12 protein-coding genes are annotated in these 14846 nt (G+C 73.8%); 6 read left to right on the top strand and 6 right to left on the bottom strand.

Translation table 11 applies throughout. The features are described from left to right. Position 1: 1 nt before the first annotated feature. The 3 genes from alaS to tsaD are packed head-to-tail and all read right to left on the bottom strand — an operon-like array spanning position 2 to position 4348. A complete protein-coding gene (gene alaS / locus ACWDYF_RS12285; protein ID WP_389465208.1) occupies positions 2 to 2665 on the bottom strand; it encodes an alanine--tRNA ligase in 2664 nt (887 codons plus the stop codon). A 16-nt stretch (positions 2666 to 2681) separates the two neighbouring features. Further along, positions 2682 to 3296: a GNAT family N-acetyltransferase gene (locus ACWDYF_RS12280; RefSeq protein ID WP_389465211.1), complete on the bottom strand. Its 615-nt coding sequence runs from the start codon at positions 3294 to 3296 to the stop codon at positions 2682 to 2684. Continuing rightward, complete coding sequence (tsaD, locus tag ACWDYF_RS12275) at positions 3296 to 4348, bottom strand: tRNA (adenosine(37)-N6)-threonylcarbamoyltransferase complex transferase subunit TsaD (RefSeq protein WP_389465214.1); 1053 nt, start codon at positions 4346 to 4348, stop codon at positions 3296 to 3298. The genes ACWDYF_RS12280 and tsaD overlap by 1 nt, the downstream gene beginning before the upstream one ends. Before the next feature lie 356 nt (positions 4349 to 4704). Between tsaD and ACWDYF_RS12270 the strand changes: the two genes are divergently transcribed. Then, a complete protein-coding gene (locus tag ACWDYF_RS12270) occupies positions 4705 to 5304 on the top strand; it encodes a hypothetical protein (protein WP_389465217.1) in 600 nt (199 codons plus the stop codon). 117 nt (positions 5305 to 5421) lie between these two features. On the opposite strand, the gene ACWDYF_RS12265 is transcribed toward ACWDYF_RS12270, so the two are convergent. Both ACWDYF_RS12265 and ACWDYF_RS12260 read right to left on the bottom strand, forming a co-directional pair. Then, the gene (locus ACWDYF_RS12265) at positions 5422 to 6441 is read right to left on the bottom strand and encodes a metallophosphoesterase family protein (protein WP_381742074.1); all 1020 of its coding nucleotides are present in this window, start codon (positions 6439 to 6441) and stop codon (positions 5422 to 5424) included. 234 nt (positions 6442 to 6675) lie between these two features. Next, complete coding sequence (locus ACWDYF_RS12260; protein WP_389465220.1) at positions 6676 to 7608, bottom strand: ScbA/BarX family gamma-butyrolactone biosynthesis protein; 933 nt, start codon at positions 7606 to 7608, stop codon at positions 6676 to 6678. A gap of 131 nt (positions 7609 to 7739) precedes the next feature. On the opposite strand from ACWDYF_RS12260, the gene ACWDYF_RS12255 reads away from it, so the two are divergent. Then, entirely contained in the window at positions 7740 to 8396 is a 657-nt protein-coding gene (locus ACWDYF_RS12255) for a ScbR family autoregulator-binding transcription factor (RefSeq protein WP_018565419.1), read from the top strand. A 203-nt stretch (positions 8397 to 8599) separates the two neighbouring features. Further along, positions 8600 to 9334 carry an SDR family NAD(P)-dependent oxidoreductase gene (locus tag ACWDYF_RS12250; protein WP_018565418.1) on the top strand — a complete coding sequence of 245 codons (735 nt, stop codon included), beginning with the start codon at positions 8600 to 8602 and terminating at the stop codon, positions 9332 to 9334. Positions 9335 to 9535: 201 nt separating this feature from the next. Here ACWDYF_RS12250 and ACWDYF_RS12245 read toward each other — a convergent pair whose 3' ends face one another. After that, on the bottom strand, positions 9536 to 10720 hold the full coding sequence (locus ACWDYF_RS12245; RefSeq protein WP_389465225.1) for an IS701 family transposase: 1185 nt from the start codon (positions 10718 to 10720) through the stop codon (positions 9536 to 9538). A gap of 443 nt (positions 10721 to 11163) precedes the next feature. Between ACWDYF_RS12245 and ACWDYF_RS12240 the strand changes: the two genes are divergently transcribed. The 3 genes from ACWDYF_RS12240 to ACWDYF_RS12230 all read left to right on the top strand — a co-directional run bounded on the left by ACWDYF_RS12240 (position 11164) and on the right by ACWDYF_RS12230 (position 14819). Next, positions 11164 to 11847 carry a TetR/AcrR family transcriptional regulator gene (locus tag ACWDYF_RS12240; RefSeq protein WP_051576317.1) on the top strand — a complete coding sequence of 228 codons (684 nt, stop codon included), beginning with the start codon at positions 11164 to 11166 and terminating at the stop codon, positions 11845 to 11847. Between the two features lie 274 nt (positions 11848 to 12121). After that, positions 12122 to 13006, top strand: coding sequence for a helix-turn-helix transcriptional regulator (locus tag ACWDYF_RS12235; RefSeq protein ID WP_381742081.1), 885 nt, complete (start codon positions 12122 to 12124; stop codon positions 13004 to 13006). 343 nt (positions 13007 to 13349) lie between these two features. Next, positions 13350 to 14819, top strand: a complete 1470-nt coding sequence (locus ACWDYF_RS12230; RefSeq protein WP_078530986.1) for an MFS transporter — start codon at positions 13350 to 13352, stop codon at positions 14817 to 14819. Positions 14820 to 14846 lie beyond the last annotated feature (27 nt).

Here is a 14846-nt window from a genome sequence, read left to right as displayed (position 1 = left end):
CTCAGCCCTGGGCGGCGCGCGCCCGCGCCACCTCGTCCGGCACCGAGGCGAGTACGGACTCCAGCCGCCCGGCGGGCAGGCCGCCGCCCTGCGCCGCCTCGGCGGAGCCGCCGCCGCGGCCGTCCAGCAGCCGCTTCACCAGGGCCGAGGCGTCCAGCCCGAGGCCGCGCGCGGCCCCGGTGACGGCCGTGGCGAGCACCGCCCGGTCACCGGTCGCCGCGCCGACGGCGACCACCCCGGGCCGCCGCGCCAGCGCGTCCCGTACGGCCGTGGCCAGCTCCCGGGCACCGGCCGCCCCCTCGTCCGTGGCCGCCGTGACGACGAGGACCCCGCCGGCGTCCACGGCCCCGGCGGCGAGCCGCTCCGCGCGCGCCGCGGTCTCCCGTCGCCGCAGCCGCTGGTTCTCCCGGTCGGCGGTCTTCAGCCGCTCCAGCAGCGCGGCGATCCGGTCGGGCAGTTCGGCGCGCGGCGCCTGGAGCTGCTCGGCGATCCGGGCGGCCAGATCCCGCTCGCGGGCCAGATAGCCGAAGCCCTCGATGCCCACGGCGGCTTCGAGGCGGCGCATCCCGGCACCGACCGAAGACTCGGCGGTCAGCGCGACGGTACCGATCTGGGACGCGTGCTCGACATGCGTACCGCCGCACAGCTCGCGCGACCACGCCCCGCCGATCTCCACGACGCGCACCTTCTCGCCGTACGTCTCCTCGAAGAGCGCGAGCGCGCCCAGCTCCTTGGCCTCCGGGAGCGTCATCCAGCGCACGGCGACGGGCAGGTCCCGGCGCAGTGCCTGGTTGGCGGCCTCTTCGATCTCGCTGCGGGCGGCGGGGGAGAGGCCGCCGCGCCAGGGGAAGTCGAGGCGGAGGTGGCCGGGGCGGTTGTAGGAGCCGGACTGGAGGGCGGTGGGGCCGAGGACCTGGCGCAGGGCCGCGTGCAGCACATGGGTGCCGGAGTGGGCCTGCCGGGCGCCGAGCCGCCACTCGGGGTCGACGGCGGCGCGCACCGCGTCGCCCACCGCCAGCTCGCCGGACATGACGCGCACCTGGTGGGTCACCAGGCCCGGCAGCGGGCGCTGCACGTCCAGCACCTCGGCCTCCGCCGAGGCTCCCGACAGGGTGCCCGCGTCGCTCTCCTGGCCGCCGGACTCGGCGTAGAACGGGGTCCGGTCCAGGACGGCGGTGACGATCTCGCCCTCGCGGGCCGCCGCGAGGGGACCGTCCGGACCGAGCAGGGCCAGGATCCGTGATGCGGTGGTCAGCGCCGACCAGGCCAGCCATTCGGTGGGGCCGTGGGCGTCCAGGACGGGACGCAGCGCGGTGGTGCCGGTGCCGCCCGCCTTGCGGGCGCGGGCGTCGGCGCGGGCGCGTTCGCGCTGCTCGCGCATGAGGGCGGCGAAGCCCTCGCGGTCCACCTCGACGCCCTGCTCGGCGGCCATCTCCAGGGTGAGGTCGACGGGGAAGCCGTACGTGTCGTGCAGCAGGAACGCCTCGGCGCCGGGCAGCCGCCGCCCGCCGGACGCCTTCACCCGGGCCACGGCCGTGTCCAGCACCGTCGTGCCCTGCCGGAGCGTGGCGCCGAACGCCTCCTCCTCCCCGGCGGCCCGGTCGGCGATCCGCTCGAAGCCGTCCGCGACCTCGGGATAGCCGGGCGCCATGCTGTCGCGGGCCACGGCGAGCAGGTCCACCAGCGCCGGGTCGCCGTACCCGAGGCGGCGCATCGCGCGCACCGAACGGCGCAGGATGCGGCGCAGCACATAGCCGCGCCCCTCGTTGCCGGGGGAGGTGCCGTCGGCGAGCAGCATCAGGGCGGTGCGGACGTGGTCGGCGACCACCCGCAGCCGTACGTCGTCCTCGGCGGCGGTGCCGTAGCGCACCCCGGCGAGCGCGGCGGCCCGCTCCAGCACCGGGCGGACCTCGTCGGTCTCGTAGAGGTTGGCGGCACCCTGGAGCAGGGTGGCCATACGCTCCAGGCCCATGCCGGTGTCGATGTTGCGGCGGGGCAGCTCGCCGAGAACGGGGTAGCCGGACTTGCCGGGGCCCTCGCCGCGCTCGTACTGCATGAAGACCAGGTTCCAGAACTCCATGTAGCGGTCCTCGTCGACCGCCGGGCCGCCCGCGCGGCCCAGCTCCGGGCCGCGGTCGTAGTACAGCTCGGAGCAGGGGCCGCACGGACCGGGCACGCCCATGGACCAGAAGTTGTCCTCGTCGCCGCGTGCCACGATCCGCTCGTCGGGCAGACCGGCGACGCGGCGCCACAGGGCGCGCGACTCGTCGTCGCTGTGGTGCACCGTCACCCAGATCCGGTCCGGGTCCAGGCCGTAGCCGCCGCCGGTGACCGGGGTGGTGGACAGCTCCCAGGCGAAGGCGATCGCCTCTTCTTTGAAGTAGTCGCCGAAGGAGAAGTTGCCGTTCATCTGGAAGAAGGAGCCGTGCCGGGTGGTGCGGCCCACTTCCTCGATGTCGAGGGTGCGCACGCACTTCTGCACGCTGGTCGCCCGCGCCCAGGGGGCCGGTGCCTCGCCGGTCAGGTACGGCTTGAAGGGGACCATGCCCGCGTTCACGAACAGCAGCGTCGCATCGGGCGTGGGCAGCGGGGCGCTGGGGACGACGATGTGGTCCCGCGCGGCGAAGAAGTCGAGGAAGCGGCGGCGGATGTCGGCGGTGCGCAAGGCGTGCTCCGAAGGCTCACAGAGGAAGAGAAGGAGGGAGAGGGAGGAGAAGGGGAGGGGAGAGGGGGAGGGGGACGAGGGTCCGCGCGGGGTGACGGGGGCCGAGGAGGACGACGCTGCCTCTGCCCTCGGGCGCGGGGTGGGTGGCCTGCGTCCAGCCCTGGCGGCGGTAGAAGGAGAGGGCGCGGGTGCTCCGCACGGAGGTCAGCAGCCAGGCCCGGCCCCCGGGCGAGTCCGCGGTCACGGCCGCCAGGAGCCGCGCGGCGAGGCCGGTGCCGCGGGCGGCGGCGCGTACGGCGAGTTCGTCGACCTCCAGTGCGCCGCAGAGCCAGTCCGCGGTGCGCTGCGGGCCGAGACCGGCCCCGGCCTGCGGGTGACAGCGGTCGGTGGGGAACGGGGCGGGCGTGATCCACGCCGTGGCGAAACCGACGACCTGCCCGTCGCACGACGCCGTCGCGGCGGTGAAACCCGGGCGGCGCGCGTCGGCCGCGAGGCGTGTCACGAACTCGTCGGCCCGGGACTCGTCCTCCTCCCAGGGAGGGGCGCAGAAGGCATCGACGTAGACGGAGCGCAGCGCGGGAGCCTGCCGGAGCAGACCGGTGTCCCCGAAGACGCGGATGCCGGTGCGCATCAGGCCGCCGCCGTCCCTGGGGCGGCGACCGGGTGCAGGGCGGCGTACTCCAGCGGCGCCGACGGGTCGATCGACACGTCCAGCGGCGCGGGCGCGGCACCGGCGCGGACCAGCAGGTCGCCGACGGCCGCGATCATCGCGCCGTTGTCGGTGCACAGCCGCAGCGGCGGCACCCGCAGGGTGATCCCGGCCGCCCGGCAGCGCTCCTCGGCGAGCGCGCGCACCCGCGAGTTGGCGGCCACGCCGCCCACGACCACCAGGGTGGCGACGCCGTGCGCGCGGCAGGCGGCGACGGCCTTGCGGGTGAGGACGTCGGCGACGGCCTCCTGGAGGGACGCCGCCCCGTCGGCGACCGGCAGCGCGCGCCCGGCGTGCGCCTCGGCCCAGCGCGCCGCGGCGGTCTTCAGGCCCGAGAACGAGAAGTCGTACGAGCCGGGCAGCGGGCGGGGGAGGGGGACAGCGCGCGGATCCCCCGCGCGCGCTGCCCGGTCGATGGCCGGACCGCCGGGATACGGCAGCCCGAAGGCCCGCGCGACCTTGTCGAAGCACTCCCCGGCGGCGTCGTCCAGGGTGTCGCCGAGGTGCACGATCGGGTCGCGGGCCAGGTCGCGCACGAGCAGCAGCGAGGTGTGGCCGCCGGAGACGATCAGCACCACGCACGGGTCCGGCAGCGGGCCGTGCTCCAGGGTGTCGGCGGCGACATGCCCGGCCAGGTGGTGCACGCCGTGCAGCGGCACCCCGAGCGAGTACGCGAGCGCCTTGGCACCGGCCAGGCCCACCTGAAGGGCCCCGGCGAGTCCCGGTCCCGTGGTCACGGCGACCGCGCCGATGTCGGACAGCCGCAGCCCCGCCTCGTCCAGGGCGCGCCGCACCACCGGGGTCAGGGCGTGCAGATGCGCACGGGCGGCGATCTCGGGGACCACGCCTCCGAACCGGGCGTGCTCGTCCATGCTCGACGCCAGCGCCTGCCCCAGCAGGCGGCCGTGGCGCACCAGCCCGACCCCGGTCTCGTCGCACGACGACTCGATGCCCAGCACGACGGGGGAAGCCACCACGGCACCTCTTCTTTCTGCCACCACTGCGTTATTGCAAACAGTATGCAACAAGAGAAGGTGCTGGCCCCGGCACGATGGCCGAGCAGGGGCCGAAGGGACCCAAGGGACCGGAACTGGAGATTCCCTCGACGGCTCCTGGGGTGACATGCCCACGGCGCCCCGGGTACGGTAGGGATCTTGTAAACAAGCTGCTGATCGACCATCGGGGGACGGGGATGACGCACGGTTCGGACGGCTCACGGCCACCGGTTCCTCCCCGGCCCCCGCAGCCGCCGCAGCCCCCGCCCCCGGTTCCCCCGGCGGGACACGGGGCGCCGCGCTGGGCGTGGTGGGTCGTCGGCATCCTGATCCCGGTGGCCGGTCTGGTCGTCACGGTGGCCACGCAGCAGCGGGCGGGCTCGCCGCCCTCCGTGGCGGCGCCCTCGTCGGGGGACGCGGTGGTCCCCGGATCGCCGATGATCACACCGGCGGCGACCTCGGGTGCTCCGGAGGCGCCCTCGGAGGCGGACGCCGCGTCATCCCCGGACGGGGAAGCGGGGACGGACGCGGGCACGGGGGCGGACACCGGCTCGCCCTCGCCCACCCCTTCGGGCACACCCGCCGCCGTCCTCAGGACCGGCGATCTCAGCCTGGAGAGCGGCGACAGCGCCGACCTGGAACACGGCACCACCGGGAAGTCCGTCAGGAATCCGGACATCTCGTGGAGCGGGAGCGACGACTTCTCGGTGCTGAGCGGGCGGATCACCGCCGCCACGGGCGGGGTGACCCCCGCCCGCTGTGTGCACAACCTCCGCAGCTACACGAGCGGTTCGGGCTGGATGTCCCAGGACGGCGAGTGGTTCTGCCTGCCCACCAGCGCGGGGCATGTGGCGGCCCTGGAGTACCTCGGCCGGAACGAGGGCCGGCGGCGGTTCCACTACATCGTGTGGGACCTGGCCGCACCCGCGGAGTGAGCCGCCGGGCGGACGGCGGGCGGCTCGCCGCACGGCGGGCGTTGTACGCGGCCGCCCGGACGCCTCCTGCGAGGGTGCCCCGCCGGGAGCACCCTCACAGGAGGAGGCGGACGGCGGTCAGATCCGGTTGGCCAAGGGCACGGTGATCTGCTTCAGCCAGCTGCCGGAGGCGAAGTCCCGTGCCCTGAGGACCACATGGTCGCGGTGCACCTCCACCTGGAGGCCCTGGTTGAACGCGCCGTCGACGGCGTTCTCGCCGCCCTGGCCGTTGTCGGTGAAACCGGTCTGCACGGCACCGGTGTTGATGACCGCGAAGCCGTCCAGGTTGGCGGTGCCGGGCACCACGCGGCGCACGTACCAGTCGGACAGGCCCAGGTCCCAGTGGGTGTGCCCACTGAAGAGGAACACGTCGCGGTAGCGGCCGAGGAGCCCGAGCAGCCGGTCCGACTGGAGATAGTCGCTCATGTAGAGCTTGTTGCGGGTGCCGGAGACGGTGTTGGGCAGCGGGTGGTGCGTGATCACCATGACGGGCCTGCGCCGCCGCGCCCAGTATGCGAGCCGGTCCTCCAGCCAGCGGAACTGCGCCTCGCTGAGCCACACCTCGTCCCACAGCTTCGGGTCGTGGTAGTGCATGTAGCGCTCGGTGCCGATGGTCAGCACCGGGATGCCGCCGAACGTCGTCTCCGCGTAGACCCGGCCGCGCTCGGCGAACCTGTAGAAGCTGCGGAACAGGGAGTCCTCGGTGGTGCCGTTGGGCCAGCTCGCCTGCGCCAGTGTGTCGGGGTCGGCCCACTTCGGGACGTAGAACTCGTGGTTGCCGATGGCCCAGGCGATGTCGCGCGGGTGCGGGTTCCGCTCGAACACCTTGCGCACCTCGGCGTATTCGGCGTCGTAGCCGCGCGGTGTGATGTCACCGGCCACGGCGAGGCCCGAGCTGTGCGGGTTGGTGGCGCGCATGTCCTTCAGCGCGACGGCCAGGTCGCCCAGGTCGCCCTGGATGTCGCTGATGACGTTGAAGGTGGTCAGCGGCGCACCGCCGCGCCCGCCGGGCCCCGGCGCGGCTTCGGCGGGTACCTGGGCGAGCGTGCCGAGCGCGACGGCACCGGCCGTCGCGGCGATGAGAGATCTGCGTTCCACGGAGGATCCTTTTCGACTGCGACGCGGGGCGGGCCGGACCGGCCCGCCCCGCATTCGGGCTAGACCCGTTACTCTTACGCGACCAACGCGACGGCCGAGTGAACGGTGTGCGACATCGGACCGCCCCGGACCACCGGGCGCGACGGGCCCGTTCCTCCGGCAGAAGGGCACTCAGCCCTCCGGGGAAGGCCGCTCGACTCGGCGAAAGGGGCTCGGCCCTCCGGGGGAGGGGGCTCAGCGCGTCACCGACTCCGTGGTGATGCGGAAGGCGAGCGCGTCGCCCTGGTGGCCGTCGATGCGGATGCTGCGCCCGCAGGGCCCACGGTCGGCGGTGGTGGCGGTGATCCAGCAGGGCTGGTCGAGTTCGACGTAGCGGTAGAACCGGGCGTCGAAGCCGACCGGCACGGTCGGTCCGCCGGGCGCCGCGCAGGCGTGGGCCGCCTGGCTCGCGGCCTCCAGGAGCACCATGCCGGGCACATGGTCGTGGGGGTGGTCGAACAGCACCCGGTGCGCGGTGTCCGTCCGCAGCCGCCAGTGGTACGGGATCAGGCCGGTGGCGAGCACCACGTCCTGCTCGCGGGTGCGGCCGACGGTCGCGGGCGGCAGCGCGGGGGCGGGCGGCAGGGCGCGGGCGAACGCCTGCCGGGCGTCGGCGTGACTGCCGCGCAGCCGGTCGTAGATGGCGGGTGGCAGCGCGGAGTAGCGCAGGCGCGCGGTGCCCAGTTCGACGCCGTCGCGCGAGGCGGTGGCGAGCGTCGTCAGATGGATGGAACCGGCCCTGCGGCGCACGATGTCGGTGTGCCGCAGACGTAACTCGATCGTGGCGCCCCGGCCGGTGCGGGCCAGGACCGCCGGGTCGACCTGGGTGACCAGATACTCCCAGCCGAGCCGGTGGGTCAGCGGGATGTCGAAGACGGTGTGGCTGACGACGGCGGCGGCCTGGCGCACGCTCTCGCTGAACAGCAGCGGGCTGAAGGTGCCGTCGGGCCGGTCGTAGAAGCCGTGGGCGGCCGGCCAGCGCACGGTGACCGTCTGCTCCTCGGCGGCGCTGCGGCGCCAGCCGGTGACCAGGGCCTCGCTCGGCTCGGTCTTGCGGGTGGATCCCAGGACGGTGCTTGCGACGGCCCGGTCGGTGGTGACGGTGGCGGCGACAGCACTGCTGGCCATACGAGCTCACTCCCCTTGAACATCGTCATGGACTGTTGAACATCGTCATGGACTGCCTGCATGGTGGGGGTGGATCACTTATAAGATAGAGAAAGCAATTTTTTTTGTCGAGGTCGAGAGGGGGGCCAGAAATGGCCAAGCGGGAACCGAAACAGGAACGGTCCCAGCGGACGCGGGCCGTGCTGGTCCAGGCGGCGGCTGAGGTGTTCGCCGAGTCCGGCTTCGCCGGGGCCAGTGTCAACAAGATCGCCAACCGGGCCGGTCTGACGCTCGGGGCGCTGTACTTCCACTTCGAGAACAAGGAGGCCGTGGCGCGGGAGATCGTCCGGATGCAGCCCAGCTTCGCCACGCCGGTCGACGGCGCCGAGGGGCTCCAGCGGGCCGTGGACATCACCCTGATCTGGGCCTACGGCCTGCTGCGCAACCCGGTGCTGGTGGCCGGCGCCCGACTGGTCGCCGAACAGGGGGACTTCATGGGTCCCGAGGAGAACTCCCACCGGCAGTGGGCGGCGATCCTCGCCGACGCGCTGCGCTCGGCGCAGGCCCGGCGCGAGGTCCGCTCCGGGGTCGACGTGGAGGCCGTCGCACGGCTCGTGGTCAACGCCAGCACCGGCGCCCAGTTGCACGCCTTCGCCGAGTCGGGGCCGGGCCGCGGCGATCTGCCGTACCGCATCGAGGAGATGTGGCGGTGCCTGCTGCCGGCCCTGGCGGTGCCCTCGGCGATCAAGCGGCTGGAGTTCGGGGAGGGCCGGGCGCGCCCGGACGCCGACGCTCCGATGCATGCCTGAGGCAACCGCGGGCGGCGGGCGCGCAGGCGCCGCGACCGGCGGCGATGGCTGGTTCGGATGGCTCGGCCCGACCGCTTACCGAAAGTTCTTTCGGTTTTGAATGAAGCTGGGACACACTGTCTGGCGGAGTCGGTATCCGAACGGGGGAGTGACAGATGGTGGCAACCAGCCCTGCGCGCAAGGAACTTGACGGCAAGGTCATCATGATCACGGGGGCGTCCAGCGGCATCGGGGCGGCCGCCGCCCAGGTCATGGCCGCCCAGGGCGCCGCCGTCATGCTGATGGCGCGCCGCGAGGAACGGCTGCTGAAAGTGGCCGCGGAGATCTCCGCCGCCGGGGGTGTCGCCGAAGTGACGGTCGGCGACGTCACCCGGCCCGCCGACGTCGCACGGGCCGTGGCCCGGACGGTGAGCGCGTACGGCGGGCTGGACGCGGCCTTCAACAACGCGGGGTGGGGCTCGGCCGGCACCCCGCTGCACGAGACGGACGACCGCGACTACGACCACATCATGGAGGTCAACGTGCGGGGCGTGTGGAACTGCTTACGGCAGCAGATACCGGTGATGCTCCGCCAGTCCTCCGGCGGCGCGATCGTCAACACCTCCAGCACCGCGGGCCGGTTCGCGACCGGGGCCAGCGCGCCCTACGTCGCCGCCAAGCACGCGGTGCTCGGCATGACCCGGGCCGCCGCCGCCGAGTACGGCGACCGCGGGATCCGGGTGAACGCCCTGATCGTGGGCTCCACCCGGACCGATCTGCTGACCGGGACGTTCGACAAGGCGCAGTTGCGGGAGGAGCACGCGACCGCCCGCGCCATCATGCACCGGCTCGCGGACCCGACCGAGATCGCCGAGGCCGCCGCCTGGCTGTGCAGCGACCGCTCCTCCTTCGTCACCGGCGCGGACGTGCCGGTGGACGGCGGGTGCGTCGCGGTCTGAACGGCACGCCCCGGGGTCTCCGCTGGAACGCCGCACCCCGGCGGGGCCGTTCACCCCGCCGCGCCTCCGTCCGGCGGGCCCCCGCCCCCGCCGGACGGACCGGCCCCACGGTCCCGCCCCTCACACCTCTCGCACCTCTCATACCCCTCGCACTCATCGCACTGCTCGGGACTCCTCGCACTCCTCTTGCTCCCGGTCTCCTCAGTCCTCCTCGCGGCCCAGCCGCCCGTAGGCGTACGCGGCCGAGACCAGGGTCATGTGGTGGTGCCAGCCGGGGAAGGAGCGGCCCTCGAAGTCGCAGAGGCCGAAGTCCTCCTCCAGGGTGGTCACGGTGGTGTCGGTGCCGGTCTGGAGCGCCGCCAGCGCGAGCAGTTCGTCGATGCGGTGGTCCACGAGGTTGGTGAGCCACATCCGGTCGAACCGCTGCTGGTCGGGCACCCAGCGGGCGAACAGCCGGTAGAACGTCCGCGAGGAGAGCGGCTCCTCGCGCGCCGAGGAGAGGCGCACCAGGCAGGACACGATGCGTACGTGCCGCTGCCGTCCGGCGGCGGAGCCGACGACGGCGGTGTGCGGACGGCGCACGCTGCGCGACCACAGCACCCGCTCGGCGGTCTGCGGCACCGCCGCCCCGGGTGCCGTACGGGGGTTCGCGGCGGCGACCGGTCCGTGCGGCTCGACCGGTAACCGGCGCGGTACGGCGATGACGAAGCCGTGGCGGCGCCGGGTCAGCCCGCGCACCAGCAGCCCCGCGTCCTGGCAGTCGCTGAGGTCGGCGACCGTGGGCACCGGGGTGTGGCGCGAGCGCGCGGCGGCGGTGTCCACCAGGGACAGCGCGTGCTCCCACAGCGGGCGGTGCTCCTCGGCGGCGGGGATCCGCGCCTGGCGGCGCAGTTGCTGGTCACCGGCCCAGCGCTCGGGCAGCAGCAGATGCCAGTCGACGGGCAGGTGCCCGTCGTCGGTCGCCAGGAACAGACCGATCGCCTGCTGGCAGTTGAGCGTGCGCCCCGAGGCGGCGACGAAGCAGCGCTGCACGCCCACCGAGCGGTCACCCCGCTTGGGCAGCACGGCGCGGCCCAGCGTCCAGGCGCGCGGCCGGGCGCGGTCCTCCGCCCAGCGGGTCAGCTCCTCGCGCGCCGGATCCCACTCCCACGGGCTGCTGTTGACGAACTGCTGGAGGGACTGGCCGGCGGTGGGCGAGGCGGAGACGGCGGCGGCCAGCCGGCGCACCGACTTCTTGCCCGGTGTGCTGAGCAGCCCCTCCAGATAGGCGTGGGCCCAGCGGCGCTGGTCGGCGCGCGTCAGGTGCCCGAAGAGCGCCCCGGCGAAAGCCGCCACGGGCGTCTCCTCCAGCAGGGCGGGGGTGCGGGACGGGTAGCGCACGGCCATGGTGCAGTCCTTCCACAGACGGTCACGGTGCCGGATGCAAGAATAATAGCGATTGTTTTTTTTATCTTAGCCACGGCGGATGCGACCCGCGAGACTTGGCCAAGTCGGAGTGGATCTTGGGACATTCGGCAAAGAGGTGTTGCGTCCCGTCACCACGTGCAAGAACCTGGTCGGGACACCGACCCGGTCGGCCCGGGGGCGTTCCGTGCGGCATCAGTGCAGGACAGCCGCGTCGTGGACAGTCGGCCGACGCGCAGCCGGCACCCGTCGTCCGTCCGGTCACGGTCGCGCGCGTGCCCCCACCATGATTGGCGCTGAATACCGCTCTATGGCAGACGAGTTGACACCATCGTGAGGACCGGTCCCGGGCATTCCCCGCCGCCCCGTCCCGCGTATCTGGCCGGAACCGTTGACTCGCTGCTACCAGGAGTCGGAGACCTCCCATGGTGAAACAGGAAAGAGCTCTGCGCACACGGAGCGCACTGCTTCAGGCGGCGGCCGAGGCTTTCGACGAGCAGGGCTACGACGGCGCGTCGTTCACCCAGATGTGCAAGCGGGTCGGCATCTCCATGGGCGCCCTGACCTACCACTTCTCCACCAAGGACGACCTGGTGGCGGCCATCCAGGAACAGGGCCGCGAGACCACCAGGGCCGTGGTGGAGCGGACCGTCTCCGCCGCGGCGCCGCCCCTGCGCACGGCGGTCGATCTGACGCTGGCCGTCACCGATCTGCTCAGCGCCGACGCCGCCGTCCGCGCCACCGCCCGGCTCTCCCGCGAGCGCCCCGCCCTCGAACCGGCCTGGCAGTCCCTGTGGGCGCGGCCGCTGCGCGACCTGATCCACCGCGCCGAGGGCCGCGGACTGCGCCCCGGAACCGACCCGGACACGGTCGCCACACTCGCCGTCCACCTGGTCACCGGCGCGGAGGCGGGCATCCGCCACGCACGGCAGACCCAGGGCCTCCAGACGCCCCGCGCGACCCGGGAACTGGCGCGGATCTGGCAGCTGATCCTGCGCGGCGCGGCCACCGGCCCCGGCGCGGAGTCCGCCGCGGTGCCCTGCCCGGACCCCGCGCCGCCCGCCGGCCGGGACGAACGGCCGCCCGACGGGGTCGAAAACGCGCCATGAACGGCCACCGCGCTCCGCGCACGCCCGGGCACGCACCGGAACCGTCCGAGCCGCGGCCACGCGCTCCGGGCGCCCCTCGGTGAGCCCGTCCCACCCGCACCACGACCTCCCTCCCGCACCCTCCCGCACCCTCCCGCACCCTCCCGCACCTGTCACCGCGCAGCCGAGAAGAGGCCCCGCCATGGAAGACCCCGCGCCCGCCCCGCCGCCGGTACCCCTGCCTGCACCTGACAGGGGCAGGCAGCGGGCGGCGGACCGTGCCACGCTGGCGGGCATGGACCAGCGACCCGAGCTAGGCACGTTCCTGCGCTCCCGGCGCGCCCGGCTCCGCCCCGAGGACATCGGCCTCGTCACCTACGGCGGCCGCCGCCGCGTACCGGGCCTGCGCCGCGAGGAACTCGCGCAGCTCGCCGGGGTGAGCGTCGGCTACTACACCCGGCTGGAACAGGGGCAGAGCCCCAACGCGTCCGACGCCGTGCTCGACGCCGTCGCCCGGGTGCTGCGCCTCACCGACACCGAGCGCGCCCATCTGCACAGCCTGGCCCGCAAGAAGCCCAGAGCCCGTCGGCGCGTGCGGCCCGAACAGGTCCGGCAGGGCGTCCGCCTGATGATCGACGCCTTCGGCGACGTACCCGCCCTCGTGATCGGCCGCACCGGCGACATCCTGTGCTGGAACCGCATGGCCCACGCGCTGCTCGCGGGCCACGTCGGCTTCGACGCCCCCGGCCGCACCGGCGAACGCCCCAACGTGGCCCGCCTCGTCTTCCTCGACCCGCACACCCGCGAGCTGTACGCGGACTGGCGGCAGAAGGCCCGCGCCACCGTCGAGGACCTGCGCATGACGGCGGCCCGCCACCCCGACGACCCGCGGTTCGCCGAACTCGTCGGCGATCTCACCCTGCACAGCCCGGAGTTCGCCACCCTGTGGGCGGCCCAGGACGTACGCCCCTGCCTGCGCCAGACCCGGGAGTTCCGGCACCCCCTGGTGGGCTCGCTGACCCTCGCCAACGAACTGCTCGACCTCACCTACGACGACGGGCAGCGGGTGTCGGTCTTCAACGCCGAACCCGGCTCACCCTCGCACACCGCGCTGCGCCTGCTGGCCGACCTGGCCTCGGCCGCCCCGGTGACGCGCCCGGAGACCGCCGCGGTCGACTGACCCGACCCCGGCCCCACGTCCGCGGTCCCTTCCCCGGAGGCCGCGGGCTCCGCCCGGCCCGGCATCGCCGTCCCCCGTCGTTGCCGGGCCGGGCTCTTCGCTGCCCGGATCCGGGCCTACTACGGCAACTCCCCACTGTGGCCGCCCGTTCGCCCGCCCGCGTTGATCTCGCGGGCCCCTCGCACGTTCACTGAGGATCGGTGGTCCCGCGCCCGGCCGGAGCCTGCACCTGCCGGAGGTAGGCACCGCGGAACTACCCGCCGCAGAAGGCTGGGTAGCGGGCCGCGCGGGCCACAGGCTTGTTCTCACCCACCCAAAGCTCGTACGTGAGAGGCATCCCACCATGGTGGTAACCAACACCCCCCAGGCCGCCGCAGAGGCGCCGCCGGACACCTTAGGACTACGGGGCTGGCTCACCCTGATCACGTTGTGCGGCGCGACCTTCCTGATCGCACTGGACTTCTCGATCGTGACGGTGGCGCTGCCCGAGATCGGCCGCGACCTGGACTTCGCCACCACCGGTGACCTCCAGTGGGTGGCCACCGCGTGCCTGCTGCCCACGGCGAGCCTGCTGCTGCTCTTCGGCCGGGTCTCGGACCTCGTCGGCAGGCGCCGGCTGTTCATCCTCGGCATCGTCCTGTTCACCGGACTCTCCCTGATGGGCGGCCTCGCGCCGAGCCCGGCCGTCCTGATCGTGGCCAGGGCCGGACAGGGCGTCGCCGCCGCCATGATCGGCCCCACCGCCATCGCCCTGATGACGTCGGCCTTCCGCGAGGGCCCGCAGCGCACCAAGGCGCTCGCCGTCAACGGCGCGCTGCTCTCCCTCGGCTTCGTCATCGGCACCATCGGCGGCGGCGTCATCACCAGCGGCCTCAACTGGCGCTGGACCATGCTCATCATGGTGATCCTCGGCGCGGTCATCTCCTTCGGCGCGGTCGTCCTGCTGCCCAAGGACGGCCCCCGCACCGCCATCCGGCTGGACGTGCCCGGCGCGATCCTGGCCAGCGCGGGCCTGTTCGCCCTCGTCTACGGCATCTCCACCGGCGCCGACGCCGGCTGGACCAGCGGCTCCACCCTCGGCTCGCTGATCGCGGCCGTGGTGCTCATCGCGGCCTTCCTGGCCGTCGAGGCCCGCCACCCCGCGCCGCTGGTCTCCGTGGAACTGCTCAACCGGTCCACCGTCAAATGGAGCTTCGTCGTCGGCTTCGTCACCTTCGGCATGTGCGGCGGCACCACCGTGCTGCTGAGCCTCTACATGCAGGACGTGCTGGGCTACTCGGCGCTGTCGACCGGCTTCGGCTTCCTCGCCGAGGGCGCCACCGCCATGATCGCCGGCACCATCGCCTCCAAGGTGATCGGCTCCCTCGGCACCCGGCAGACCATGATGCTCGGACTCTTCGTCCAGGGCGCCGGCACCGGCGCCATGGTCCTACTGCCCGCCGACAGCAACATCCCGGCGCTGCTGCTCACGTCGGGCGCCATGGGCTTCGGCCATGTGCTGAGCGTCGTCGCCTTCATCACCACCCTCACCTCCGGACTGCGCAGCGACGAGCAGGGTGTGGCCGGTGCGCTGTCGCAGATGCCGCAGTTCGTCGGCGCGATCGGCGTGGCCGGGCTCGCCGCCATCGTCACCGCGCGCTCCGCCTCGCTGGCCTCCTCCACCTCGGCGCGGCTCGCCACCCTGGGCGGTCTGCACGCGGCGATGCTCACCGCCGGGCTGGTCTGCCTGGCCGGACTGGTCGTCGCGGCCACCCTGCTGCGCCGCCCGGCCCCCGCACCGGAGCCGGAGACGGTACCGGCACCGGCGTCCTGAACCCCGTCCGGCGCCCCGCCCCCGCGG

It is taken from the genome of Streptomyces sp. NPDC003284, assembly GCF_053589675.1.
The sequence above is the reverse complement of the archived record's forward strand: the minus strand, read 5'-3'. Positions and strand labels throughout refer to the sequence as shown.

Excerpts from the sequence above, each read along its gene's own strand:
- ACWDYF_RS12235 (WP_381742081.1), top strand. The coding sequence starts at position 12,122 with ATGGACCAGCGACCCGAGCTAGGCACGTTCCTGCGCTCCCGGCGCGCC.
- ACWDYF_RS12255 (WP_018565419.1), top strand. The coding sequence starts at position 7,740 with ATGGCCAAGCGGGAACCGAAACAGGAACGGTCCCAGCGGACGCGGGCC.
- ACWDYF_RS12260 (WP_389465220.1), bottom strand. The coding sequence starts at position 7,608 with ATGGCCAGCAGTGCTGTCGCCGCCACCGTCACCACCGACCGGGCCGTC.
- ACWDYF_RS12245 (WP_389465225.1), bottom strand. The coding sequence starts at position 10,720 with ATGGCCGTGCGCTACCCGTCCCGCACCCCCGCCCTGCTGGAGGAGACG.
- ACWDYF_RS12240 (WP_051576317.1), top strand. The coding sequence starts at position 11,164 with ATGGTGAAACAGGAAAGAGCTCTGCGCACACGGAGCGCACTGCTTCAG.
- ACWDYF_RS12250 (WP_018565418.1), top strand. The coding sequence starts at position 8,600 with ATGATCACGGGGGCGTCCAGCGGCATCGGGGCGGCCGCCGCCCAGGTC.
- ACWDYF_RS12280 (WP_389465211.1), bottom strand. The coding sequence starts at position 3,296 with ATGCGCACCGGCATCCGCGTCTTCGGGGACACCGGTCTGCTCCGGCAG.
- ACWDYF_RS12230 (WP_078530986.1), top strand. The coding sequence starts at position 13,350 with ATGGTGGTAACCAACACCCCCCAGGCCGCCGCAGAGGCGCCGCCGGAC.